The 23,375-nt window shown below is 70.5% G+C and carries 20 protein-coding genes and 1 pseudogene; 5 read left to right on the forward strand and 16 right to left on the reverse strand.

The annotated features are described in order from the left end of the window. Nucleotides 1–13: 13 nt before the first annotated feature. Complete coding sequence (locus tag AIF0345_RS02115; RefSeq protein ID WP_285296976.1) at nt 14–1,351, reverse strand: Fic family protein; 1,338 nt, start codon at nt 1,349–1,351, stop codon at nt 14–16. A gap of 630 nt (nt 1,352–1,981) precedes the next feature. Between AIF0345_RS02115 and AIF0345_RS02120 the strand changes: the two genes are divergently transcribed. From AIF0345_RS02120 to AIF0345_RS02130, 3 genes are all read left to right on the forward strand, one after another. Further along, a complete protein-coding gene (locus AIF0345_RS02120; protein WP_285296977.1) occupies nt 1,982–2,497 on the forward strand; it encodes a hypothetical protein in 516 nt (171 codons plus the stop codon). Between the two features lie 150 nt (nt 2,498–2,647). Further along, nucleotides 2,648–2,776, forward strand: a complete 129-nt coding sequence (locus AIF0345_RS02125) for a hypothetical protein (RefSeq protein WP_285296978.1) — start codon at nt 2,648–2,650, stop codon at nt 2,774–2,776. Between the two features lie 57 nt (nt 2,777–2,833). Continuing rightward, nucleotides 2,834–2,959, forward strand: coding sequence for a hypothetical protein (locus tag AIF0345_RS02130; RefSeq protein WP_285296979.1), 126 nt, complete (start codon nt 2,834–2,836; stop codon nt 2,957–2,959). A gap of 58 nt (nt 2,960–3,017) precedes the next feature. On the opposite strand, the gene AIF0345_RS02135 is transcribed toward AIF0345_RS02130, so the two are convergent. The 7 genes from AIF0345_RS02135 to AIF0345_RS02165 all read right to left on the reverse strand — a co-directional run bounded on the left by AIF0345_RS02135 (nt 3,018) and on the right by AIF0345_RS02165 (nt 16,509). Then, entirely contained in the window at nt 3,018–8,501 is a 5,484-nt protein-coding gene (locus tag AIF0345_RS02135) for a DUF3418 domain-containing protein (protein ID WP_285296980.1), read from the reverse strand. 513 nt (nt 8,502–9,014) lie between these two features. Then, nucleotides 9,015–10,445, reverse strand: a complete 1,431-nt coding sequence (locus AIF0345_RS02140; RefSeq protein ID WP_285296981.1) for an FAD-dependent oxidoreductase — start codon at nt 10,443–10,445, stop codon at nt 9,015–9,017. Continuing rightward, nucleotides 10,433–11,092, reverse strand: a complete 660-nt coding sequence (locus AIF0345_RS02145) for a hypothetical protein (protein ID WP_273167263.1) — start codon at nt 11,090–11,092, stop codon at nt 10,433–10,435. Before AIF0345_RS02145 ends, AIF0345_RS02140 begins: the two co-directional genes overlap by 13 nt. Then, nucleotides 11,092–13,236, reverse strand: coding sequence for a hydantoinase/oxoprolinase family protein (locus AIF0345_RS02150; RefSeq protein ID WP_268918735.1), 2,145 nt, complete (start codon nt 13,234–13,236; stop codon nt 11,092–11,094). The genes AIF0345_RS02145 and AIF0345_RS02150 overlap by 1 nt, the downstream gene beginning before the upstream one ends. 112 nt (nt 13,237–13,348) lie before the next feature. Then, a complete protein-coding gene (locus AIF0345_RS02155) occupies nt 13,349–14,650 on the reverse strand; it encodes a C4-dicarboxylate ABC transporter (RefSeq protein ID WP_268918734.1) in 1,302 nt (433 codons plus the stop codon). Between the two features lie 45 nt (nt 14,651–14,695). Continuing rightward, entirely contained in the window at nt 14,696–15,391 is a 696-nt protein-coding gene (locus tag AIF0345_RS02160; RefSeq protein ID WP_285296982.1) for a hypothetical protein, read from the reverse strand. Between the two features lie 71 nt (nt 15,392–15,462). Next, nucleotides 15,463–16,509, reverse strand: coding sequence for a hypothetical protein (locus AIF0345_RS02165; RefSeq protein ID WP_285296983.1), 1,047 nt, complete (start codon nt 16,507–16,509; stop codon nt 15,463–15,465). Between the two features lie 58 nt (nt 16,510–16,567). Between AIF0345_RS02165 and AIF0345_RS02170 the strand changes: the two genes are divergently transcribed. After that, on the forward strand, nt 16,568–17,338 hold the full coding sequence (locus AIF0345_RS02170) for a potassium channel family protein (RefSeq protein WP_285296984.1): 771 nt from the start codon (nt 16,568–16,570) through the stop codon (nt 17,336–17,338). Between the two features lie 549 nt (nt 17,339–17,887). Here AIF0345_RS02170 and AIF0345_RS02175 read toward each other — a convergent pair. Then, nucleotides 17,888–18,229 (reverse strand): hypothetical protein, encoded by a 342-nt coding sequence (locus AIF0345_RS02175; protein WP_285296985.1) that lies wholly within the window; start codon nt 18,227–18,229, stop codon nt 17,888–17,890. Between the two features lie 116 nt (nt 18,230–18,345). Next, nucleotides 18,346–18,633 (reverse strand): hypothetical protein, encoded by a 288-nt coding sequence (locus AIF0345_RS02180; RefSeq protein WP_285296986.1) that lies wholly within the window; start codon nt 18,631–18,633, stop codon nt 18,346–18,348. A gap of 267 nt (nt 18,634–18,900) precedes the next feature. Between AIF0345_RS02180 and AIF0345_RS16570 the strand changes: the two genes are divergently transcribed. Next, nucleotides 18,901–19,092 carry a MafI family immunity protein gene (locus AIF0345_RS16570; protein WP_353962055.1) on the forward strand — a complete coding sequence of 64 codons (192 nt, stop codon included), beginning with the start codon at nt 18,901–18,903 and terminating at the stop codon, nt 19,090–19,092. Between the two features lie 318 nt (nt 19,093–19,410). On the opposite strand, the gene AIF0345_RS02185 is transcribed toward AIF0345_RS16570, so the two are convergent. The 6 genes and pseudogenes from AIF0345_RS02185 to AIF0345_RS02205 form a co-directional block, all read right to left on the reverse strand. Beyond that, the gene (locus AIF0345_RS02185; protein WP_285296987.1) at nt 19,411–19,581 is read right to left on the reverse strand and encodes a hypothetical protein; all 171 of its coding nucleotides are present in this window, start codon (nt 19,579–19,581) and stop codon (nt 19,411–19,413) included. 58 nt (nt 19,582–19,639) lie between these two features. After that, a pseudogene (locus AIF0345_RS16575) lies at nt 19,640–20,074 on the reverse strand (transposase); the annotation flags it as partial. Between the two features lie 62 nt (nt 20,075–20,136). Further along, a complete protein-coding gene (locus AIF0345_RS02190) occupies nt 20,137–20,484 on the reverse strand; it encodes a helix-turn-helix domain-containing protein (RefSeq protein WP_285296988.1) in 348 nt (115 codons plus the stop codon). Nucleotides 20,485–21,133: 649 nt separating this feature from the next. Next, nucleotides 21,134–21,727: a hypothetical protein gene (locus AIF0345_RS02195; protein WP_285296989.1), complete on the reverse strand. Its 594-nt coding sequence runs from the start codon at nt 21,725–21,727 to the stop codon at nt 21,134–21,136. After that, the gene (locus AIF0345_RS02200) at nt 21,702–22,241 is read right to left on the reverse strand and encodes a hypothetical protein (protein ID WP_285296990.1); all 540 of its coding nucleotides are present in this window, start codon (nt 22,239–22,241) and stop codon (nt 21,702–21,704) included. The genes AIF0345_RS02195 and AIF0345_RS02200 overlap by 26 nt, the downstream gene beginning before the upstream one ends. A gap of 324 nt (nt 22,242–22,565) precedes the next feature. Continuing rightward, nucleotides 22,566–23,153 (reverse strand): hypothetical protein, encoded by a 588-nt coding sequence (locus AIF0345_RS02205; protein WP_285296991.1) that lies wholly within the window; start codon nt 23,151–23,153, stop codon nt 22,566–22,568. Nucleotides 23,154–23,375: the final 222 nt, after the last annotated feature.

A 23,375-nucleotide genomic window follows, 5' to 3' on the forward strand; every position in this document is an offset into this window, starting at 1 on the left:
GCGCGCCGGCGCGTCAGCTCGACGGGTCGGCGCCCAGCCTGCGGGCGAGATCCTCTGCGGGGAACCAGACCACGCGGCGTCCCTGCTTCGCCGAGGCCAGGTACCCGCGCCTCTCGAGGTCCTGCAGATCGGTGCGCGCCGTCTGGGCGACCACATTGTGCCGCGCCTGATGGTCGGCCACCGTGGCCGTCGCCCCCGGATCCCGCAGGAAGCGCTCGATGACTGCGACCTGCCGGTGGTTGAGGCCGCGACCCCGCAGAAAGCGGTTCGCGTCCCGGAGCTCGGCCGTCTTACGCGTCAGGTACTTATCGAGGTCGTCAATGGCGTGGACGATCACGCGGGCCTGCTCCAGGTAGAAGTAAGTCAGGTCGCCGTCGTCGTCCTCGGTGTACAGGAAGGAGCGCGCGTACCGGGCCGGGGCTCGCCTGAGAAGACGCGAGATCGACAGGAACTCCGCCAGGAAGAACCCCTGGCGGAGCATCGACCAGTAGAAGACGGCGCGGGAGGTGCGGCCGTTGCCGTCGGCGAAGTAGTGGTCGTACCCCATCATGAAGTGCAGGGTGATGGCCCGCAGGAGCGGGGGCATGTAGGGGCCCTCGTCCGCGGCGGTGCTGTTGGCGAAAGCGCACAGGGCGGCCATGCGTTCCGGGAGCTCCTCCGCCGGCGGCGGTACGTGAAGAATCCGGTCCTGGTCCTGCGTGCCGTAGATGCGCACTCTCTCGTCGCCCGGGCGCTGGATGCGTCCGGCGCCGGAGGGGTCGTCGAGCGTGCCCGTCGTGACGCGGCGGTGGATCTCGCGAATCAGGCCGGGGCTCAACGGCTCGTCCTTGAGCGCGATGATCTCCTGCATGGCCTCGTAGTTGTTGAGGATCATCTGCTCGCTGCGGTCCTGCGGGCGGCGGCCCTCGCGCAGCATCTCCTTGGCCCGTACCCGGGAGGTGGAGGCGCCCTCCAGCTGGGAGGACGTGATCGCCTCCTCGCTCAGTGAGGAGATGAGGTGGCGGTTCCTCGTCGCGGGGTTGGCGATCGGCTCGGGCAGGGCGATCTCCCCGCGCGCCCGGGTGGAGACCTGCTCGATGAGGCGAAGAAGCGGATCGGGCAGGTTGTAGGTCAGCGGCGTCCCGTCCCGCAGGGCGAGGGGAGTGGGGCGGGCAGACTGCTCGCGTCGCAGGCGAACCGCGAGCCACCAGTCCTCACGGCTGAATCCCGCGGGCGGCTCATGACGGACGAACCACTCCCATGGGTGGTAGTCGGGGTCCCGGCCGAGTGCCGGCTCGCTCAGGAGAGTGGCCAGCGGTGCCGTCGTGCGCAGGAGCGAGCTCCTCGACGGCGGCGGGATCGGTGTCGTCACGTGTCCTCCTCGGCGGACCGTCACCTGCTACCAGCTGCTAATCTAGCCCATATTAGCAGCTGGTAGCAGGTGGGCGCGGGCGGCGTGGGTCATGCGCATGGGCTGATGAGGCGCATGCGAGCAGGTGGGCGCGGGCGGCGCCCCTCGCGGCCCCGGCCCCGGGGCCGCAGACCTATCCCCACCGCCGCCACGGACCTACTGCATCGTACTCCCGGCCCCCGGGGCGCGAACCGATCTCGAGCCGGAGCCGGACCGATCTCGAGCCGGAGCCGGACCGATCTCGGCGAATTGGGAGGGGAGGGCGGTGCTCCGGTCGAGAGATCGCGTGTCGCCGCCTGCCTCATGAAGGAGGTCGGGGTCTTGTGGAAGACCGCTAATCGGGTTTGGGAGGGTCCTTGTCTCTGCGCGGCGGCTCTCGCCTGCGATGGTGCGATTTAATCGATTTTCGGGCAAGGCGACAGGATGATTCTATTATTTAGAGACTTCTGCTATTGAAGTCGATCGTCGGCGAGACTATCATGGTCGTATCGTTCTTCTCGATAATTGGAGGCTATTGCGAAGAACGACGCTGTCACGAGGGCGCCCAGGCGCTCCTGTCTGGGCGTTAGCGGACCAGAAGGAGGGCTCTCGATGGACAGGGCAAGCACGTTGGGGCGCGTTCTCGCCTCGATGGTCGTCCTGGCGGTGACGATTGGAATCTCTCTGGGCCTCGCAGGTCAGGCTTCTGCTGCACCTCAGTCGCCCGCCGCGAATCCGGGTCAGGCCAAGGTCGCTGAGCTTCAGGAGCAGTACAAGGCCGAGGCGTCTCCTGAGGACTATCAGAGGGCGATTGATGCCTATGACCGGCTGGTTGCGGGGAAGGCGACGGACGTCGCAGCTGCTGAGCAGCCTCAGGGCGCAGCGGCGTCAGGTGAGGGGTATGCCATGTGTGTCAGCATCCCCAAGTGGGCTGTTGTCGCAGTCGCCTGGTATGCCATGGTCGGTGGCGGGGCCGCCGCGGTTGTGGGGACGGTTGCTGACGCGACTATCGTTGGTCTCCCGGCAGGTACTGTGCTCGCTGCTATTGGTGCTGGAGAAGGCATCACTGCCAATGCACTTCTGTACTGGTCCGACCGCACTGATTGGCCCAAGGATGCGTGCATCTGATCTGTGACCTGTGCTGCTGGGTGGCGGGAGTTTCGCTGACTTTGCGGCGGAATTCTCGCCGCTCGCGGTCTCGATGTGCTGGAATATACTGGCGGCGGTTGAGTAGTCGGCAGTAAATCTGTCGATTCACGTTGTGAGGAGTGTGGAATAATGGGCGTCCCGCAGTGGGTCCTGGGCTGGATTGTGTTCGCGCTGTTTGCGGTGCTGGTGATTTACCTTCACCTCCGGAAGCGGCGCTCCGGGACGCGCAATTACCGCGACGATCACGATCGCGGCTGATACGACAAGCGGTCGCGTGCACAAATTCGACAGAAGCCGGGGAGGGAGGCAGTGCCCGTGGGCTTTCCGCAGTGGACGTGGGCGCTGGTGGTCGGGTGGAGCGGCGTGGCCATCGGCGTCGGGGTCCGTCTGTACCGGACCCGGCGCGACTGGATGCGCAAGTACCGCAACGGCCGCGACTGACTCCATGCAGAATCGGCCGGCGCGGGCGGCGGGCCGGCGCGGGTGAGCGGCGGGCGGCTCAGGCGATGCGGGACACGAGCCTGCTGATCCGCTGGAGGCTCACCTTTCGGCTCGTGCCCAGCGTCTGGGCGAACAGGCTCACCCGCAGCTCCTCGAGCATCCAGCGCGCCTCGGTCAGCACCGCCTCGCGCTCGATGTCGGGCGGCGCGGCGGCGGCGCGCTCCCGCGCCCTGTCCACGACGGCGGCCGCCTCCGCCACCTGGTAGGCCAGCGCCGCGTCCTGGCTCGGGGACGCCTCCGCCTTCTCCACGCGCAGCGCCAGCGCCCTGAGGAAGCGCGGCAGGTGAACCAGCTGCTCGGCCGGCGTCGCCGCCACGAACCCGTCGAACACGAGCTCGGCGGCGTGCTCGCGCACCTCCTGGAGCGTGTTCAGCAGCGCCAGGGACGTGTGCGTCCCGACGGTGCGCTCCACCTCCCGCTGGGCGGCGAGCGTGCGCGCAACCGCCTGCGCCACCCGGTAGACCTCGTCCTCGATCTCATCGCGCATGACGGCGGCCAGCTCGGCGAAGACGGCGCGCTCCCGCACCGCGGCCAGGTCGCGGCCCGAGGCCCCAGCCCACCGGTCGGCCACCGTGCGCGCCGCCGCCAGCTCCATGTCCTCCACGAGCGCCTCGGTGCTCCGGTAGGGGCTGGCGGCCAGGGTCAGAGACTCACTCCCCGTCCACCGGCTCGTCACCCGACCGGTGGGCAGGAAGGTCCGCGCCAGGGCGAGCGCCGTGACGCCGCCGCCGTGCTCGCGCGCCTGGGCGGTGGCGTCGGGCGCAATGACCAGGTCTGCGCTGCGCGCACCTGAGGCCCGAAGCATCGGGTAGCCGCGCACGACCAGCCCGGCCGTCCCGGTCGACTCCACCGTCGCCGGGATCGTCGAGCGGTCCGGCGCCTCCAGGCCCGGCACGCCGCTCGGCCAGTCCGACAGGCCCTTCCTCTCCGCCAGGCCGGCGCGGAGCCCGCCCCGCAGGCTCGGGGCGCCCACCTCGGCACCCGGCGCGGGTGCGGCCCCGGGCTGCGAGCCGGCGGCACGGGCCGGGTCGGCAGGGCCGGCCGGGACGCCGTCGGCAGCACCGCCGGACCCGACGACGGCGCCCGAACCGCCTGCCCCGACACCGCCGGCCCGCCGGCCCCGGCCTCTGCGCCCCTTCCCGCCCCGCTTGCGGGCCCGGGCGCTCTCGCGCTCCTGCGCCTCGGCCATCGCCTGCGCCAGCGCCCCGCGCACCACCGAGCGCACCGCCTGCTCCGTGCGCCCCGACAGGCGCTGCTGGAGGGCCACGAGGTCCTTGCCGCGCCCGATCTCCCGCCCGCGGGCGTCCAGGGCGACGAAGGCCATGCGCAGGTGGTCGGGCAGGCGGTCGGCGGCCTCGGCCCAGTCGGCGTCGGTGATCTCGACCTCGCGCAGCCGCGCCACGGCCGCCGCGAAGGCCTCCCTGAAGGAGACCTCCGGCGCGCTGACGCCGACCTCGCCCCCCGGGCTCCCGGCACCGCCAGCACCCCCGGCACTGCCGGCGCCCCCGGCGGGCCCGGCGCCCCCATCCCCGACGACGCCGCCGACCCCCTCAGCGCCCCCGGCCTCCGGGACCTGCTCGCGCACGGTCGCCCACACCTGGGCCCCGACGTCGGGCGCGGGCACGAGCCGACGGCGCACCCGCTTGGGCAGGGCGCGGATGGTCGCGACCACCAGCTCGGGCCGCATCCCCGGCACCAGCCAGTCGAAGCCGTCCGGCACCAGCCGCCCCAGCACCTCCACGGGCACCCGCACGCTCACGCCGTCGTCGGTGGCGCCCGGCTCGAACACGTAGCTCAGGGGCAGGGTGAGGTCGCCCTGGACCCAGGTGTCCGGGTAGCCGGAGGCGTCGTCCCCGCCGGGCAGGAGCAGCTCGCGGGTGTAGTCCAGCAGGTCGGGGCGCCGCCGCCGCTCGCGCCTCCACCAGGCGTCGAAGTCGGCGGCCCCGTAGACGTCGTCGGGCAGGCGGTCGTCGTAGAAGTCGAACAGGGCCTCGTCGTCGGCCAGCAGCCCGTGGACCCGGCGCCGCCGCTCGACGTCGCCGAGCTCCTCGACCAGCTCGCGGTTGCGCTCCACGAAGTCGTGCCGCGCGTGCCAGCCGCCCTCGACCAGCCCGGAGCGGATGAACATCTCCCGGGCGACCTCCCGGGCGGCGGGCGTGCCCACGCTCGCCAGGGTCGCGGGCCGGTCGGCCACCAGCGTCATCCCGTACAGCAGGACCTTCTCGTGGACCATGGCGGCCCCGTGGCGCGTGGACCAGTAGGGCTCGCCGTAGACGTGCTTGGTCAGGCCCGCCCGCTCGCCGGCCTCCTCGACCCAGCGCCCGTCGACCCTCGCCACCGTGCGCGCGAACAGCCGGCTCGTCTCCACCAGCTCGGCGGTCATCACCCAGTCGTAGGTCTTGCGGCGCAGGCCCGAGCCCGGCCAGATGGTGAAGCGGGTGCCGCGCGCCCCGGCGTACTCGCGTCGCCGCTGGTCCCAGTTGCCGACGTTCGACAGCAGCCCCACCAGCAGGGAGCGGTGGACGGCGTCGGCGTCGGGCGTGTCCGCGCTGCGGCCCAGGGCCACGACGGCGGCCGCCACGTCCCCGTGCGCGATCGTGGCCGCCTGCGTGCCCGGCTCCAGGGCCGCCCCGGCCGCGCGGATCGACCGTGCCGTGGGCAGCTCGACGGGGGCGGCGCCCAGCCCCAGGGGCCGGGCGAGCTGGCGCAGCTGGGCGTGGACGTCGAACCACTCGCGCACCCGCAGGTAGTGGAGGAACTCGGAGCGGCACATGCGGCGGAAGGCGCTTCCGGACAGCTCGCGCTGCTGGGTGCGCAGGTAGCGCCACAGGTTGAGGTAGGTCAGGAAGTCGCTCGTCGGGTCGGCGAAGCGCCGGTGCAGGGCGTCGGCCGCCTCCTGGCGGTCGGCCGGGCGCTCGCGCACGTCCTGGATGGACAGGGCGGCCACGATCACCATGACCTCGCCGGCGCAGCCTAGGTCGCCCGCCTCCAGGAGCATGCGGCCCAGGCGCGGGTCGATGGGCAGGCGGGCCAGGCGGCGGCCGACGGCGGTCAGCCGCGGGCCGCGACGGCGGGCGCGGGCCTGCGGGCGGGCCCGGCCGGGCGCGGGCTCGCGGTCGGGTCCGGCATCGACCTGCCCGGCCTGTGCGGCCCGGCCGGGCGCGGGCCCGGTGCTGGCCGGCTCGGCCCGCACAGCCGGGTCGCCCTGCCCGGCCCGCACAGCCAGCTCGGCGCCAGCCGACTCGGCCCGCCCGGCCTGGATCGCCCCGATCTCGGTGAGCAGCTGCACGCCGTCGCGCACGGCGCGCGGGTCGGGGGAGTCCAGGAAGGGGAAGTCCTCGACCGCACCGAGCCCGAGCGCCGCCATCTGCAGGATGACGCTGGCCAGAGAGGTGCGCAGGATCTCCGGCTCGGTGTACTCCGGACGCGAGAGGTGGTCGGTCCGGGAGTACAGGCGGATGGCGATGCCGTCGGCCACGCGCCCGCAGCGGCCCGAGCGCTGGTCGGCGCTGGCCCGGCTGACCGGATCGATCGGCAGGCGCTGGACCTTGGTGCGGTTGGAGTAGCGGGAGATGCGCGCCAGGCCCGGATCGATGACGTAGCGGATGCCGGGCACGGTCAGACTCGTCTCGGCCACGTTGGTGGCCAGCACGATGCGGCGGGTGGAGTGCGCCTCGAAGACGCGGTGCTGCTCGGCGGCGCTCAGGCGCGAGTACAGGGGCACGACCTCGACGGCGCCGGGGGTGCGGGCGCGCCCGTCGGCGGTGTAGCGCGGCCCCAGGTGGTCGACGAGGGCCGACTCGGTGTCCCGGATGTCCCGCTCCCCGGCCAGGAAGACGAGGATGTCGCCGCCGCCCGCGGCCATGAGCTCGTCAACGGCGTCGATAATGCCGGTGACCTGGTCGCGGTCCTCCTGCGGGGGCAGGTCGGTTGGGCCGGCGGCGGGACCGGTGTCGCGGCCGGTGCTGCGGGCCTTCTCGCGCGGGGAGTAGTCCGACGACGGCGAGCGGTGCTCCGCGCCCGAGGGCGACCGGCCCGGCCGTCTGGCGGGGCGCGCGCCCGCAGTGGCCGCGGCGGTTGCGGTGGTTGCAGCGGTCGCAGCGTCGGCGGCGCCCGCGGCATCCGCGGAAGTCGCGGCCCGCCCGCCCCCGGCGGCCGAGCGGATCGCCTCGCGGCGGGCCCGGGCGGCCGCCCGCACCGCCGGGTCGGGGGAGGTCAGGGCGTCGAGCTCGGCGTCGGTGAGCTCGCCCGCAGGGGCGGGGCCCGCGGGCGCGGAGGGGCCGGGGGCCGGAGACGACGAGCCGGCCCGACCGGCCTGCGCGGGCGAGGCAGTCGCGGACCGCTCGCCCTCAGCGGCCCGCCCGCCTCCGGTGGCCCGCGCGGGCGGGGCGTCCGCACCGGGCCCGCCCGCGGCGTCGGCGCCGTCGTCGGGGACGTGCCCGCCGGCGCCGTGCGGGGTGTGCCCGGGGCCGGCGTCAAGGCCGTCGTCGGCCAGGAGCGGGCGGTAGCGGATCTCGACCGGGTAGGTGCGCCCCGACACCTCGATGACGGGGGCGGGCACGGTGAGGGGCTCGCCGCCCCCGTCCGTCTCGCGGCGCCCGAAGTGCTCGGCGAAGCGGGCCGAGTCGATGGTGGCGGAGGTGATGACGACTTTCAGGTCCGGGCGGTCGGGCAGGAGGCGTGCCAGGTAGCCGAGGATGAAGTCGATATTGAGGCTGCGCTCGTGGGCCTCGTCGACAATGATCGTGTCGTAGCGGCTGAGCGCCGGGTCGGACTGGATCTCCGCCAGCAGGATGCCGTCGGTCATGAGCTTGACCAGCGTGGTGGGGCCGGTCTCCTCGGTGAAGCGCACCTGGTAGCCGACGACGCCGTCGCGGCCGATGGGGGTGCCCAGCTCGTGGGCAATGCGCTCGGCGACGCTCCGGGCGGCGATGCGGCGCGGCTGGGTGTGCCCGATCATGCCGGTGATGCCGCGGCCCAGCTCCAGGCAGATCTTGGGGATCTGCGTGGTCTTGCCGGAGCCGGTCTCCCCGGCGACGATGACGACCTGGTTGCCCGCGATCGCCTCGGCGATCTCTGTGCGGCGAGCGCTGACCGGCAGCTCGTCAGGGTAGACGAGCGCGGGCACACTCGCGGCCCGGGCGGCGAGCTGGTCGGGGGTGAAGCCCGGCCAGGGGCGACGACGCCGGGACTGGCGGCGGCCGGTCTTCCGGCGGCCGCGGTGGCCGTGGTCGTCATGGCCGCTGGGGCCGCTGGGGTGCCCACGGTTGTCGTGGTCGCCGTGGTCGCCGTCGTGCCCGCGGTCGCCGTCGTGCCCGCGGCTGCTGTGGCTGCGGTGGCGCAAGCCGCGGGCGAGGTGGGCCGAGGGCGGCGCGCCGGTGCCTGCGCCTGCGCCGGTGCCTGCCTCTGCGGCGTCGTCGAGCTCGCCCGCGATGGCGGGCAGCGGCATGTCCTCGGGGCTCTCGGAGGCGTCCGTGCTCATGGGGTTCGTAGGCTCCATAGGGCGTCCATTGTGCACCTTCGGCGCTTCTGCCCTCCCCGGCGTCGAGATAGACATTTTCGTACGAGGTAGACGGTGACACCGTCTACCTCGTACGAAAATGTCTATCTCGACGGGGCGCGGGACGGGTCGGGCGGGCGGCGCGCAGAAGGAGAGGCGCGGGCACATGGGGGCGAACGCGGCCCGGGGGTCATGCCCGGCGACCACAAGGAGAGGCGCGGGTGCACGCGGGGCGAATGCGGCGTCTTGCGAGCGCCTGCAGAGGCTTGTGGAACCCTGCCGATCGCCCCTGCTGCCACGAAAAGTGATCATCCCACGCAGTATTAAGACGATCGACGGCCTCGGACGCGACAGGAATCGCCATGATTCCGCGGTTTCGTTGCGCGGGCCAGGCGATGCAGGACGTTAAAAGTGCGTGGGATGATCACTTTTCGGGACACGGCTGCACCCGGCGGACGCTGGGCCGGCTCCGGACCGGCATCAGGCCGGGCGCCCTCAGCCGCGCCGTTCGCGGTAGGCGTCCAGGAAGACGCCGTCCGCCGTCAGCCGAGTTCTCAGGGCCGTGGCGTCCAGGGTTCGCAGGTCCGTGACGGCGTCGGTGCGCGCCGCCAGGGCGGCGGCGGTTCCCGAGGCCTGACTGAAGCCCATGACGACCGGTGTCACGCGGACGGCCGCCAGGGCGTCCTGGGTCGCCGACAGGCACCGCCCGGCGACGATCAGGTTGCCGAGCTCGCGCGGCACGAGGCTCCGGTAGGGGATCGAGTACCACGAGCCCTCCCGCAGCGACACGTAGTGGGTGGTGGACCTGCCGTCCGGGTCATGGAGGTCGATCGGGTAGCCGCCCATCGACACCGCGTCGTCGAACATCGTGTTCGTCACGAGCTCGCGGGCGGTGAGCTCGTGCATGCCGCGGATCCTCCGGGACTCGCGCACCCCGATGCTCGGGCCCGTGCCCATGAGCCGGCAGTGCTCGAACCCCGGCACGTGCGCGCGCAGGAAGCGGACCGTCTCATCGGCCTGGCGCCGGCCGATGACCTCCGCCCGGGAGCGCTCGAGGGGGTCGGTGGGGTCGAGGCCCGCGATGCGGGACATATTGATGGTGAACTCCCCGGGCACGGCGCCCTCGAAGGCCAGGACGGCCTCGCGCTCGTAGGACAGGTCGCCCCGGGACCTGGCCTCCGCCAGGATCCGGTAGGCGCCGGAGATGCCCGAGCGCGCGGACCTCGCCACGCGGGCGCCGTCGCCCTGGTAGGTCTGGTCGGGATGCAGCCGCTGGAACTCGTCCAGCACCCGGGAGTCCACCCCGTAGACCTTGAGGTTCATTGTCATCGGCTGAGTGGCCCCGTCCCCGTCCCGGCCCTGGCGCGTCGGCACCCCGGCCGCGGCGGCGAGGTCCGCGTCCCCCGTCGCGTCCACGAACACGTGCGCCCGCAGCGTCATCGGGCCCCGCTTGGACGTGACGCGAATGGCCCGGACCAGCGAGTCGTCGGCGATGCAGTCGATGAGGGTCGAGTGGAACAGGACGGCCACCCCCGACTCCTCGCAGATCTCGTCGAGGACGATCTTGAGCCCCTCGGGGGCGAAGGGCGTCACCGACGAGGCGAACCCCACCGGGTCCTCGATGTGCCCGGGGGACCAGCCCCGGGCGACCAGGCGCTCGACCACCTCGGCCGGGATGCCCCGCACCACCTGGGTGCCCCCGGCGTGGAACGTCATCATGGGGCTGACGCCCATGGCCGTGAGCGCTCCTCCCAGGTACCCGCACTGCTCAATGAGAAGGGTCCTGGCGCCCGTCCTGGCGGCGGCGACCGCCGCGGAGACCCCTCCCGGGCCCCCGCCCACGACGATCACGTCCCAGGTCTCGGACAGCGAGGGCCGCCGCTGCGGGGCGGCGCTGTCCGTCGTCGTACTGGTCAAACCAACCATGTCACCTGCTCCTGAATATCAGCGGGAAGGAATCGTGAGGCGAACCCGTGCGCGGCCGCCTCCGGCAGCGACCGGGGCCGGGCCCCGCGCAGCCGCAGCCATCGCGGAGCCCGCTTGCGCGGCTCGACCTGCGGAAGCTCGACCAGCCCCGCCGCGTCGAGGTGGTGGAGGGTCTCGTGGGCGAGAACGACCAGGGCGGCCTCCCGCGGCGTCAGCCCGTTCCTGCGCGCGTACTCGGCGGTCGTGTCGTCGAAGAGCGTGATTCCGCCCGTGCGCGGCGAGTAGTCGCCGAAGCGCACGACGCCGGCCGCGACGCCGCCGGTGCCGTGCCGCACCCCGCCGCCCGTGCGGCTCAGCAGCTTGCGGAGCGCCTCCTCGGAGGGCTCGTCGCCGAGGAGGTGGAGCGCGGCCCGCTCCCCCAGGTCGAACGCGAGATCGCCCAGGCGGTCGCGGGCGGCGACGCCGGTGCGCCTCAGGGCGGGGTCGGCGCGCACCTCGGCGCGCGCGAGGCGGCGCGAGGGCAGGGGGAAGCGCGAGTCCGGCAGGGCGGCGAGCGGGTCCGCGGCGCCGGGGGCCGCGGCGGGCGGGCCTGCGACGCCGCCAGGGCGCGCGGCGGGAACGCGTGGCGGGGCGGGGGCTGGGCGCATCAGTCCGTGCGTCCCGTGACGATGACGACGACCGGCTCATCGGGGGCCAGGCCCGCGAGCTCGGCGCGGGCGAGCGCAGTCAGCTGCTCGACGCTGCGCATTCCCGACAGGTCCACGATCCGCTTGCCGATCAGCACGTAGGTGTTGGGGAGGCTCGCGCCGCCGTCGTTGTACTCGACGGCCTCGTCGACCCGGCGCCGGACCACCGGCTCCCAGGCGCCCGCGGTTGTGGGGAACACGTTCCCCCCGCTCTTCTGCAGCCGGATGACGCCGTCGGTGTCGATGACCCGCAGCGGGGTGGTGAACCGCTTGATCAGGCCGAGCAGCCGCGGCCGCGCGACGCGGCCGCGAACCGCCCGCAGGGTGGCGGTCGCGCCCAGGACGGTGCAGGCATCGGGGGCCGCGCCGAGGTTGTCCGCGACCCGGCGCACCAGCTCGGCGTCGTCGAGCGCCTGGCGCGAGCGGTCCCCGGACCGCATCTCGGTGGCGCCCACCGCCACGGCGCGGACGAGGTTGCGCTGGGTGTCCACCTCCACGGTGACCTCGATGGTGCCGGGGGCCGCGCCGGAGCGCTCGGCCCGGCCCCGGGCCTCGTTGCGGATGCGGACGATGTCGTCCTCGGTGGGGTCGACGACGGTCCGCTCGACGGTGTCGCGCACCATCGCCAGTGCGACGCCGATCGGGGAGATGACCGCGGCGTTGCGCGCCGTCCGGAACTGGACGCCCATCTCGCCCGCCAGGTGGGGGACCGCGGTCGATGCACCGCCCCCGCCCCCGATGAAGACCGTCGTGCGCGGGTCCATGCCGTACTCGCGCATGAGCGCCTGCGCCACGGCCCGGTTCTTGGCGCTGGCGAGCTCCAGCGCCGTGCGGGCGGCGTCCTCGACGGACACGCCCATGGAGCTGGCCAGCGGCCTCCAGGCGGTGCGGGCGGCCTCGGCGTCGCCGTGCGCGTAGTCGGAGGCCGGGACCAGCCCGGCGATATTGGCGGCGCCCGCGAGCGTGAGCGCCCGTCGCGACCCGTCGGCGCCGCGGACAGCGGCGTAGGCGGGGTCCCCCGCAAGGGGGCGGACCTCGATGAGCACGGGGTCGGTGAGCGGGGGGCTGTAGACCTCGTACTCCAGGCCGGCGATGTGGGCCGAGCGAGGTCCGGTCGCCACGGGCCGCCCGCCGGAGACCTCGACCATGGAGCCGCCCCCGACGCCGACGGTGCGCACGTCCAGGCTCGACAGGTAGGTCTTGTGGCCCCCGACCTGGGAGTAGGCGACCTGGACCCTGCCGTCCTTGACGCAGGAGATGTCCGTCGAGGTGCCGCCGACCTCGAAGAACAGGCCGTCCGTGAGGCGCTCGTACATGAGCGCCCCGGCGACGCCGGCGGCCGGTCCCGACAGGATCGTCAGGATGGGGCGGCGCCGCACCTCGTCCACCGTCATGACGCCCCCGTCGCAGCGCATCACCATGAGCGGCGAGGTGATGCTCGCGGCCTTGATGGCGGACTCGGTCATGGCGGCCGTCTGGAGCATCCGGGGCATGATCGAGGCGTTGACGACGGCGGTGCGCGTGCGCGTCTTGAGCCCGTACAGCTTGGAGATCTCGTTGGTCGCCGTGGACGGCAGCCCGGCCCGGTTGCCGCGCTCGGTGACGAGGCCCTCCCCGGAGCCGTCGTCGACGCTGAACGCCTCGGCGGCCACGATGGAGCTCGCTCCGGCGGAGCACAGGCGCTCGATGGCGGCGTCGATGGCCTCGGGCAGGTCGGTGGCGGCAGACCTGTCGATGTACTCGTTCGAGGTCTTCAGGGTCTTCCCGGGGGCGAGCTCGAGGACTCCCATCTGCGTGTCGGCCCGGGCCTTGACGCCCTCGATCCCCGACCCCAGCGTGATAATGCCGACCGGGGAGACGTCGCCCTCCAGCAGCGCATTGGTCGCCTGGGTCGTGCCGTGGGCGATGAAGACCACCTGGTCGGCGCTCAGGCCCGCGCTGTCCATGAGCCGGTGGAGGGACTCGATGATCCCTGCCGCCACCCCCTCGCGCGCCGTGTGGGTCGTCGGGACCTTGACAGAGCCGACGAGCTCGAATGTCGTGTCGTCTATCGCGACGGCGTCGGTGAACGTGCCGCCGACGTCGATGCCGATGCGCACCTTCATGGATGCATCTCCTTGGTGGGTGCCCCGGCTCGGGGCCCGCCTCGCGGTGGGCGGGCCCCGACCCGCGGAGGGGCAGAGGTGGTTCTAGAGGTATTCGGAGGTTTCAGAGGTACTAGAAGTACAGGGCCGCGGCCGTGATCGAGCCGATGGCCGACGTCGCCCACAGGTAGGGCAGGAGCGTCTTGGTGACCGTGTTGACGTCGACGCCCACGAAGTTCGACACCCACACGTTCTGGGTGTTCGTGGGGTCGCCGACGCCCTGGATGCGCTCCGCCGACAGGAAGCCCCCCATGACCGCCTGGACCGGCAGGAGACCGGAGGCGCTCATGAGTGCGGCGATCCCGGAGCCCAGCCCGAAGAGGTTGAGCGGCCCGCGGTAGAGGGCCAGCGGGGCCAGCACGGCGAAGAAGACGGCGAAGACCACCGGGGAGTGCGGGGTGAGCGTCGTCATCATGGGGGAGAGGACCGCCTTGACGACGGGGTGGGTGACGGACAGGTACAGCATGCCGATGCCGATCATGAGGATGACGGCCGGGGCGGCGTCGGTGATCCCGTCGTAGCAGGTGCGGGTGAGCGTGTTCATCGCCCTGGTGAAGGAGCGCTGGGTCACCAGGAGCACCCAGATGATGGCGACGGTGAATGAGGTCAGGATCGGCACCCCGAGCGCGGCGACCAGGACGATCGGGACGAGGGGCGTCATCATGGCCAGCGGCGCCCGCCAGCCGGTGATGGTCGGCTTGTCGTCGTCGTCCGGCTCCGGGGCCGAGAAGCCGAGCCGCAGGCCGTGGCGGCGGAACTGGATGAGGATGAAGGCGATCGTCATCAGGGCGGTGGCGCCCGCCATAATGATCTCGAAGTTGCGGATGTCGCTGATCGGGACGTTGAAGATGGAGGCGAATGTCTGCCAGTTCGCGACATTGAGCGCGAGCCCGGTGGCGAACGCCATGAGGAAGATGCATCCCGCCGTCGCCGCCGGAATGCCGATCGAGATGAAGATCGGCAGGACGATCGTTCCCACCATAATGATCGATCCCAGGCCGGACAGGACGGTGAAGAGCAGGGCGGTCACGGCGGACAGGAGGAGGACGGCCACGAGCGGGCGGTCGCCGCCGAGCTCGGCCGACTTCTTGATAATGGTCTCCGTGACGCCCGTGCGGTTGAGGAGCTGGCCGAGCCAGGATCCGAAGATGACGGCGCAGTAGGCCGCCGCCATGCGGATGGCGCCCTGCTCGACAATGCCGTTGAGCACCCCGGTGGGTTTATCCGGGGCGTCCGAGGCGATGAGCGGGACGCCCGCGACGACGGCGATGAGCACGGCGAGCAGCGGGAGGGCGACGAGCGTGGGGATCTTCCGCGTGATCATGAGGGCGGTGATTGCGAGGAAGACAAGGATAATAATGATTCCCTGCCACATGGTGAGTGTCCTTCGGGAGTTGTTGGGGATGGATTGGATGGGGTGTCAGATCGAGTCGATCGCGCGCCGGAAGGAGCGGGTGGCCTCGGCCACGCAGGACGCGCCGGCGCCCTTCATGACCATGGCGCCGATCATGACGGCGCCGCACCCCGCGGCCCGGAGCGCCCAGACGTCGTCGGGGTCGATCGCGCGCTGGGTGGGCACGAGGACGGGCTTGCCGGTCGTGCGCACGATGGAGCGGTACCGCAGGAGGTCGGTGACGCTGAGCGGCGAGCCGTACTCCTCGCCGTTGATGATCGACGCCTCGACGACGTCGACGCGGTCCCAGTCGTGCAGGCCGATGAGGTCGGCGCGGGTGTAGGTGTCGTGGATGGCGAGCATCCGGGTCAGGGACGACGCGAGCATGAACGGGGGGCAGTCGTCGGCGTAGGCGGAGAAGAAGCTCAGGCCCATGTCCTCCAGCTCCCTGAGCTCCCGGGGCGTGATGAAGGAGTCGCGGGCCCCGGGCACCAGGCCGACGGGGCGGCCTTGGGCGACCGTGATGAGGTCGTGCAGGAAGGAGCGGTTGTCCTCCAGGGAGCCGAACGTGTTCCCGCTGGCGCGGTGCCAGACGTTGGCGTGGACCTTGATGGCGTCGGCGCCGGCGTCGAGCGCCGCCCGTGCCAGGTCGAGGTCGTTGCGGGGCAGGGAGACGACGAGCGAGAGCGCGCCGTCGCGGATGAGGCTGGTGAAATCGGGCATGGCTTTCCGTGGACCTTTCTGCGGGTCGGTGTGGGATGGGAGCGGGCGGCGGGGGCCGGGAGGCCCGCTCGTCAGGGGGTCAGGAGGGCCTGCTCGCGGGCGCGCGAGGCGAGCAGGCGCAGCCTGGCGAGCGGGTCGGGCGAGGAGATGACGACGATCCGGGGCGGCTCGCCCGCCCACGGCATGCGGCGCCAGTGGTCCTCCAGGTGCATCGCCGTCGCGCCGGCCCAGGTCTCGGACTGGATGACGGCGGCGGCGACGGGGAAGTAGGAGATGAGGATGAACAGCGCCTGGAGGAGGGCGGGCGCGCGGTCGGCCTCGCCGCTGCCGGCGGGCGCGCGGTCGGCGAGGAAGGCCTCGGCGGGCCGCAGGTCGACGACGGTGGGCGAGGCCAGGGGGAACGGCCTGCCGTGCTGCACGAGGACGGCGCTGGCGGACGCCTCCTGGACGAGGACGTGGTTCTTGCGCTCCACCGGCGTCAGGGTCCTGGCCAGGACGTCGCTGGTGGCGATGAGGTGCCCGACGCGCTCGATCATGACCGGGACGCGGAGCTCGGCCCGCAGCAGGTCGGCCAGCCCGATGGAGTCGGCGGACAGCGTCGTGGAGAACATGACGGCGACGTCGGAGCTGCGCAGGTCGTCCTCGAGGACGAGCCCGATGGCGAGCGTGTCGCTCTGGGCGCTCCGGACCGCCTCGGTGATGAGGTCGTGGATGCGGTTGCCGTCGGGCAGGAAGTCGCACAGGCGCTGCTCCTGATCGGCCTCCAGGGCGAGGGAGAAGCGGACGAGGGACACGCCCTGACGGCGGACGCGGACGGTGAGGATCGTGCCGAGGGCATCGTTGAGCGCGAGGAGGACCTTGGGGCGGCCGCGGGTCCTGGCGGCGGTGCCGGTCTCGACGAGCGTGCCGTCCTCCAGGAGCTCGGTGGCGATGCTCGAGACCGTGGAGGTGCTCAGCCCCGTGGCGTCGGCGACGTCGGAGCGGGCCATGGGGGTGCCGCGGAGGAGCGTGCGCAGGAAGGCGTGCCTGTTGCTCGAGCGGAGGGTCCTGGAGGTGCCGGACATCGTCGTCGGTCCAATCTCTTGTTTTTCCGAGTCGCGGAAGAATGGTGGGAGCATAGGGCCGCCTCCGTCGCGTGTCAACTCGCCGCGTTCGCCGTCGTCTACCATGGGCGGTATGTCGGAGCGAAGCCGCGGCACTTGCCTGCGCAGGTGGGAGCGCGTGTCCGAGTGGCCGCTGACGGCCGCCGCGCTCATCTTCCTGGTCGCCTACGCGTGGGAGGTGATCGCCGACCTGCGTGGTGCGGGGCGGCAGGCCGCCGAGCTGGCGATGAACGTGGTCTGGGCGGTCTTCGCCGTGGACTACGCGGGGCGGCTGGTGTGCGCCCCGGACCGCGGCCGGTGGTTCGTCCGGCACCTGGCGGACCTCGCCGTCGTCGCCCTGCCCGTGCTCAGGCCGTTGCGGCTGCTGCGGCTGGTCGCCCTGCTGGGGGTGCTGCACCGCAGTGCCGGCACCGCGCTGCGCGGGCGGATCACGGCGTACACGGCGGGCGGGGTGAGCCTGCTCGTCCTCCTGTCCTCCCTGGCGGTGCTCGACGCCGAGCGGGGCGCGCCCGGAACGCCGATCACCACGTTCGGCGAGGCGGTGTGGTGGTCGCTGGTGACCATCACGACCATCGGGTACGGCGACCTGGCCCCCGTGACGGCGGTGGGCAGGTGCGCGGCGGTGCTGCTCATGGTCGGCGGCGTCGCGCTGGCCGGGGTCGTCACGGCCACGCTCGCCTCCTGGGTCATCTCGCTGGTGGCCGAGGAGAGCGCCGAGCAGGAGGCCGCGACGCGCGCGCAGGTCGAGGACCTCCAGCGGCAGGTGGCCGTGCTGGCCGAGCGCGTCGAGCTGGTGGTGGAGGCCTCGACGGCGGATCCCGGCTCCTCGGCTTCTCCTGACTGACTCCGGCTCTCCTGGCCCATTCGGCCCTTCGGCGGGGCGGGTCTCCGGGGACGACGACGGCGCCGCGCCGCCGGGCGCGTTCTTACGGTGGCCGCCGGCCGCGGAGGGCCGTGCGCCGTCCGCGGAGGGCCGGCGTCGGCGCCTTTCTTGATCAGGGTCCGGAGCGCTCCGAGCCGCGCTGAGATTCTGCCGGTGCCGTCGTAGGACAGTGAGGCGGCGGTAAGGGGCGCGCATCTGCTGAGTCGTCCCGGGCGGCCTCGCGTCTGTGCTGCCGTCCGCGGCTTCTGCGTCAGCCGGTGCTGCGGCAGGGTTCGGGGCGCGGACCCTCGTGGGGTCGCGGCCTGTGGGACAGCGCCGTCGTCGTCCCCTGGGACTGCGCTGTAGGCGGTCTGGACGGGGACGCCAACGGGGCTCTGGAGAAGCTCACCGGCACCACCCGCCTCGGCCGCGTCCCGGGTGGGGGCGACGAGCCCAGGACTGCGGGTGAGAGCCTTCCGGCGCTCAAGGCTCAGCGAGTACCCGATAGGGCTCGGGCGCGTCTCACCACGCTCACTCGGAGGTTCGCACAGCATTCCCCTGGACGCTGCCGGGGCACTTGACGATCGCCTCTCCGGGTGGGAGTGCTCGCGCCGGCCGGGCTGCCCAGGCACGAACGGCGACAGGCGCCGAGGTGCGGTCAGCACTCCGCAGAGCCGCCTGCAGGGCGGTGAGCTCACCTCTGTCTACAGCGAGGTGGTCCTCGACGTCGGCGCGGTTGGGCACCCAGCCCTCGTGCCAGCTGATCGCCAGGCCGTTGATGAGCTCCTCGCGCTCGGCCTGGCTCAGCGGCTCGAACAGGTCGGGCCACCACACGTCGGGGCGGAAGGGGAAGTACGGGTCCGTGCTCATCATCGGTCCTCCTCGGCGGTGAGTCGTACTGTGCGAGGTTATGGGCGCTCCCCGCGGACGGGGCCGGGAGCAGGGCGGTTGTCGGGGCCCGGGCCGGAGCTGTCCGTGACCGGGACGGCTCAGCCGGGCAGGGTGGTGGCGGGCACGGCCCAGTTGCGGCAGATCCTCGTGCCGGGCAGGGTTCCGGCGGTGACCCGGCACGGTCTGAGGAGGCGGGCCGAGGTGTCCGGCGGCCTTGGTAACGCCCACGCGCCCGGCGCCCCGGCGCGGGACTTGGCCGCAGGGTGGTAGTCGGTTTGGGCCTCCATGAGTCCGTCGATCACGTCGTCCTCCTCGACGTCGGCGGCGGGTCTGAGCGTGACGTCGCTGTGTAGTTCACGGCAGCCTCCCTGCAGCTCTGCGTACACCAAGATTGTGGTGCCTAGACTTTGTCTAGAGCAAGTCATGGTGCGGTTGTGCTTGCTGTCGGGGTCCTAGAGCCCCCTTTCCAGGTGCGGAGGCGTGGGTCCTCCGCCCGGCGGTCCAGCTGCAGCCCTGTGAATAGAAATAAGCAACACGATTTGTTTAGCTTCGCCTATCGGTGAACGATGGCGGTGAACGATGGCAAAGACTGCTTGGTGCAACATCCCCGCCTCGTGCAGTATAGACCGCGTGGGAGGTGCGAGCACCGGTTGATGTACGATCTCACTGGTAGCGTGGATTCCGCCCGGGCGTTGGCTCCACGGGACGTGGCGACAGCCCTTGGTCTTATCGCTCACGGTGAGTACAAGATTTCACTGGAGCTGATTTGCGCGCAGGTCGATGAGCGCGACAGCCTGCCGTCCTGCGAGGAGCTGGAAGCGCTACGGAAGCTGGGGGCAGGATAGGTGCTGACGTCAACAGGTTCTTCCGCTACCTCTGTCGACCTGGAAGCGCTTCCCGAAAAGTACTTGTTGTGGACCGACTGGGAGAGTCGAAATATCGCCCTTCCTGAAGACTGGAGCCAGGAGGAGGTAGATGCTTTTGCGCCCAAGATGCTGTCCTCCGCCAGCCAACAGAAGGGCTGCGCGAGAATCGCGGGAGGCCCGCTTCGGTGTCCGCCAAGTAATGGAGCACCTTCCTTGTACGGGATTTCCGCGGCTACTGAGCGTGGGCGGGTCAATATTGTGGCTGACCTGCGGCACCAGTATGTTGTATGGCTGGAATTAAACAAGATCGGTGTGGGGCGGTGTGACTGGGGTGTGCTCGAAGTCGTGGTCGAAGGTGCGGTTGGTGATGTAGGCGGTGAGGGGCGCGAAGGTGTTCTCCGGGGTGTCGCGCTGGAGGTTGGCGACATTGTTCTTGGCGGCGTTCCACACGTGTTCTGTGGGACCCAAGGTCGGGGGCGTACGGGGGCATGTAGATGGGCGTGATGCGCTCCAGAGCCTGACCAGGGGCATAAAGATCGTTCAAAGCCTTGGCGTGGTGGAACCTGGCGTTGTCCAGGACCACCGCGATCTTCTTCCCCTCATCGGTCTCGCGCGCCAGGCGACCCATCATGAGGGCGGTCTGCTCGGCGTCCTGGTTTCCCTCGATGGGGTAGATCCTCATCTTCTTGGTCGTCAGGCTCAGTGCCCCGAAGAACGACCGGCTCACCTTCTTACGGTCCACGTACAGCCTTGCCCTCCTCCCCCTGGGGAGGGCCGCGTGCGTCGGGTCTCGGCCTCGTGGCGGGCGCGGACCTCGTCGACGGCGCCAGGCCTCCCATCCGCCCTGGAGCAGATCGTTGACCTGGCGCCGGATCTGGGCCATCCGCCTGGCGATGGCCTTCTCGTCGCGGCGCCCCTCGAACGGGTCGGGGAGCTTGAAACTCATGCCCAGAAAGCGCATGAGCAGCCGATAGGAGGACTCGGACCTGTACTCGACGCCGGAGCTTGATGGACACGACGTCCTCAAGGGGCCGGGACGTCCCAGAAGCCGGCCCCGGCGCCCGCCTCCGACGGCGGTCTCCTCAGGGTCTCCTCCAGCTCCTCCTTCTGCGCCCGCTTGAGCCTCGCCGCGCTCCCGCCCACGGCATGACCGGTTACCACGGAGCCCAGCCTGGCCTGCCGCCACCGCGACAGCCACTCACGTACCCTCCCCTCGGCCCGCTCGACCATCTCCGCGACAGTATCCAGGCCAACGCCACGGGCAGCGTACACAATCGCCTCCGCCCTCATTCTCACAAGCTTGTAGGTGTCCGAGCGCTTCTTCCACCTGATGAGGATGTCCCGCCCCTCGTCCGTCATGCCGATCCGCACGAGGCAGTCCTATACCAGATGCTCCGCAGACGCCAACCAGGAATCCCGCAGCAGCCGCCCCAGAATGCCATTTTGTTTAATTCCAGCCATAGCCATACCCCACTGCTTTTTTCAGACAGCTCGCACCGCCACTCCTGGCGTTGCGCAGCTCGGCGCGCAGCCCCCCGGGTCTCAGCCGACTCGCCGCGGAAACCCTCCTCACCCCTGGGCGGCGGAATGATCCCTGCACTACCCGCCCACCCAGCTCACCACTCCTCTGGGCCGGCAGACCATTGACAAGCAGCCACCGACGCGATCCTCCGACCCCTTCGCCCGCGCTCTCACGCACAACCCGCAACCCCGAGCTCATCCGAGCACCACGCTCTCAACACACTTCCACCCTATCCCCCCACCAGAACACCGGGCCCCCACTGTCCGAGAAAAACCACTCACTCCACAGATCCTGGCCGGGGCTGACTGGATAGCCGATACCGCCTACACTGCCCACGGCGCGCTGACCTCCGTCAAGAAGACTCCCTACGGAAAGCGCCTGCCATGGGAGAAAGAATTCAACAGGGTCGTGTCATCCACGCGCGCCGCCATCGAGCAGCCGTGAAACACGGCTTTCAGGAGTGCCAGAGACGCGCTCAGCAGTCCAGGCTGCGGTTATTTATATGTTATTCACGGGGACGAGCGCTGGTACTTCTCGCTTAAGCATTTCCATCGCCAGTTCGTCCCGTTCGTTTGATTCGAGCGTCGCAATGGCCTGCTGACAATAACGTACAGCTCCTTTGACTTCAGGATTGGCGAGAATCAAGGTGATCTGACGTTCCTCGTCCGGGCCGCTTCCGATCTGATACACTCCAAACATTTCCTCACTTACTGCGGCTATCGACGGCCGAATAACAATTTCTACTGATATTCCTGGACGATACGTGTCGTCGCACGCAATGCGTGCAACGCAGCCTAGGCACATCCACGCACATTCAATCGAGATGCTATATTCCGGCTGAGGCCTATCGAGAAGCGCCCTTACTGATGCCGCGATTTCCTTCACATGCTCTTCGCCCCAGTTCAATACAATGTATTTTGTCTCACGCAAGGCCAACTCTGTCGCCAACCGCTCCTCTGTGTCGAGAGAGCTTGCATCCGAGTAAAGGGCGATCGCCTCGGCTGAACACCAAAAGAAAATGGCTTGCCTACGAGGGGGAAGACTATTTATCCTGTCGGCCAAACGGTCAATGAGATCGTCGTATGCGGTCATAGTGTTGCCTCTCAATTTCAATGCCGTGCGAGTGCAGTAGGCCTTCGCAGTTGTGATCGCGTGGGCGAGTCCCGTCACGCGGCATCCGCACATCCGTTCCCATCCTTTTCAGATCGGGCACGGCGGCAACGAGGTTCTCCTCGGCGTGCATCCGTCTGCCTCCATTTTCCTTGTCCCGTCTTGACGGGACCCGGGTTAAGCCAAGTTCTTCTGCCATATCTGCCTGTCCTTTGTCAAATCCATTACTCGATCCCACGTAGAGTTTTCCGGCGCTATCCTCTCCGACGGCGAATGTCCTCCGGTTTATTGCCGCTTCATGATCGCCAGCAGTTCTCACTTGTCTGGCAAGAGCCCGCAAAGATGTCTGTTCATCTTCTGGTGTTTTGCCTGTGGTTCCGCATCCTCCGGTTCCGTCGTTGTGGACGAGGATGGGTTGGTTGGTGGTGGTGATGGTACCGCTGGTGGTGGTGAGGCGCAGGGTGGGTACGTCGTGGTGGACGAAGACCTGTTTCACGGTGGCGGGCACCGTCTGGCCGGTGGCGGGGTCCCAGGAGGCGACCTGGTCGCCGGGGGCGCCCCCGTCCAGGCCAGCTGCCGCGGGCCGGGCCCCAGGAGGCGACGGCGCCGCACCGCGGGAGATGACGCCCCGGCAGCCATCGGAGGCAAAGGATCACGCAGTCATCCCCGCGACGACCCAGCAGAAGATGACACCAGGCCCGGGCCGGCCCGCCGGGGCGCAGATCGCGACTCAGCGTCGACGAAGAGGGCCGTCGGAGCCCTGCCACCACCGGCTGCCGCCTTGCAGGGGCCCGCCGCCCGTATCCTGCCGCAGCACCAATCAGTGTGGTTCGGAGTGCTCCGGGCCCTGGTCTCCTTTCTGGTGGTCCTGGCCGTACTCCTCCACGAGGCACCAGTGCAGTGCGTTCCTGCTCGGCTTTCCCAGCTCTCTGTGAGAGACCTTCTCCAGGAAGGCGCGTCGTGCGGTGGTGTCGTCCTCCACCTGGCCCACGATCCAGATGAGGTGCGACAGCACGATGTCGTCGGTGGTGTCCTCCACCAGCCGGTACAGGCAGGGCAGGCGGCGGCGCACGATGGCCCGGCACCGGTCGGCCAGACCGGCATTGCCGACCTCCTCCTCGTGGGGGGAGGTGTAGCCGCAGGTGATCTCCACGAGCATGTCCGTGGCGAGCACGAGCCCCAGAGGCGTGCCGTCCCCGTCGCACACCGCATCGACCAGGATCTGCGTGAGCGGCTCACTCGCCTCCTCAAGCTCGTGGGAGTAGAACGCCGTGCCCTCGATCCGCCAGTACGCCTCGTCGCCCGACCTCGAGTCCGGTGCGCGCAGCATGTCCCTGATAGGGCCGGGATCCATCCCCACACCGTCCCTGACGCGCAGCCCCGCCCAGTCAACTTTGTGATCCTTCATCCCACGGGCCTCCTCTTTCGTGTTTGACGTTATCAGGGAACTGGTCCCTGGAGTACTTTCCCTGACACCTGGGGCAGATCTTGATCTCCACATCAGGGTGCGGTTTTCCCTGAGCCTCAGCCTGTACGAATCTTGGTCGTACGGCCTCGGTGAACTGCACATCACTCGGTTTGACACCGAGCTGTTCGACTACATGATCCTCCGCACAGCGACCACCCCCGG

The sequence above is a fragment of the Actinomyces israelii genome (genome assembly GCF_030253495.1).
Taxonomy (GTDB): domain Bacteria; phylum Actinomycetota; class Actinomycetes; order Actinomycetales; family Actinomycetaceae; genus Actinomyces; species Actinomyces israelii.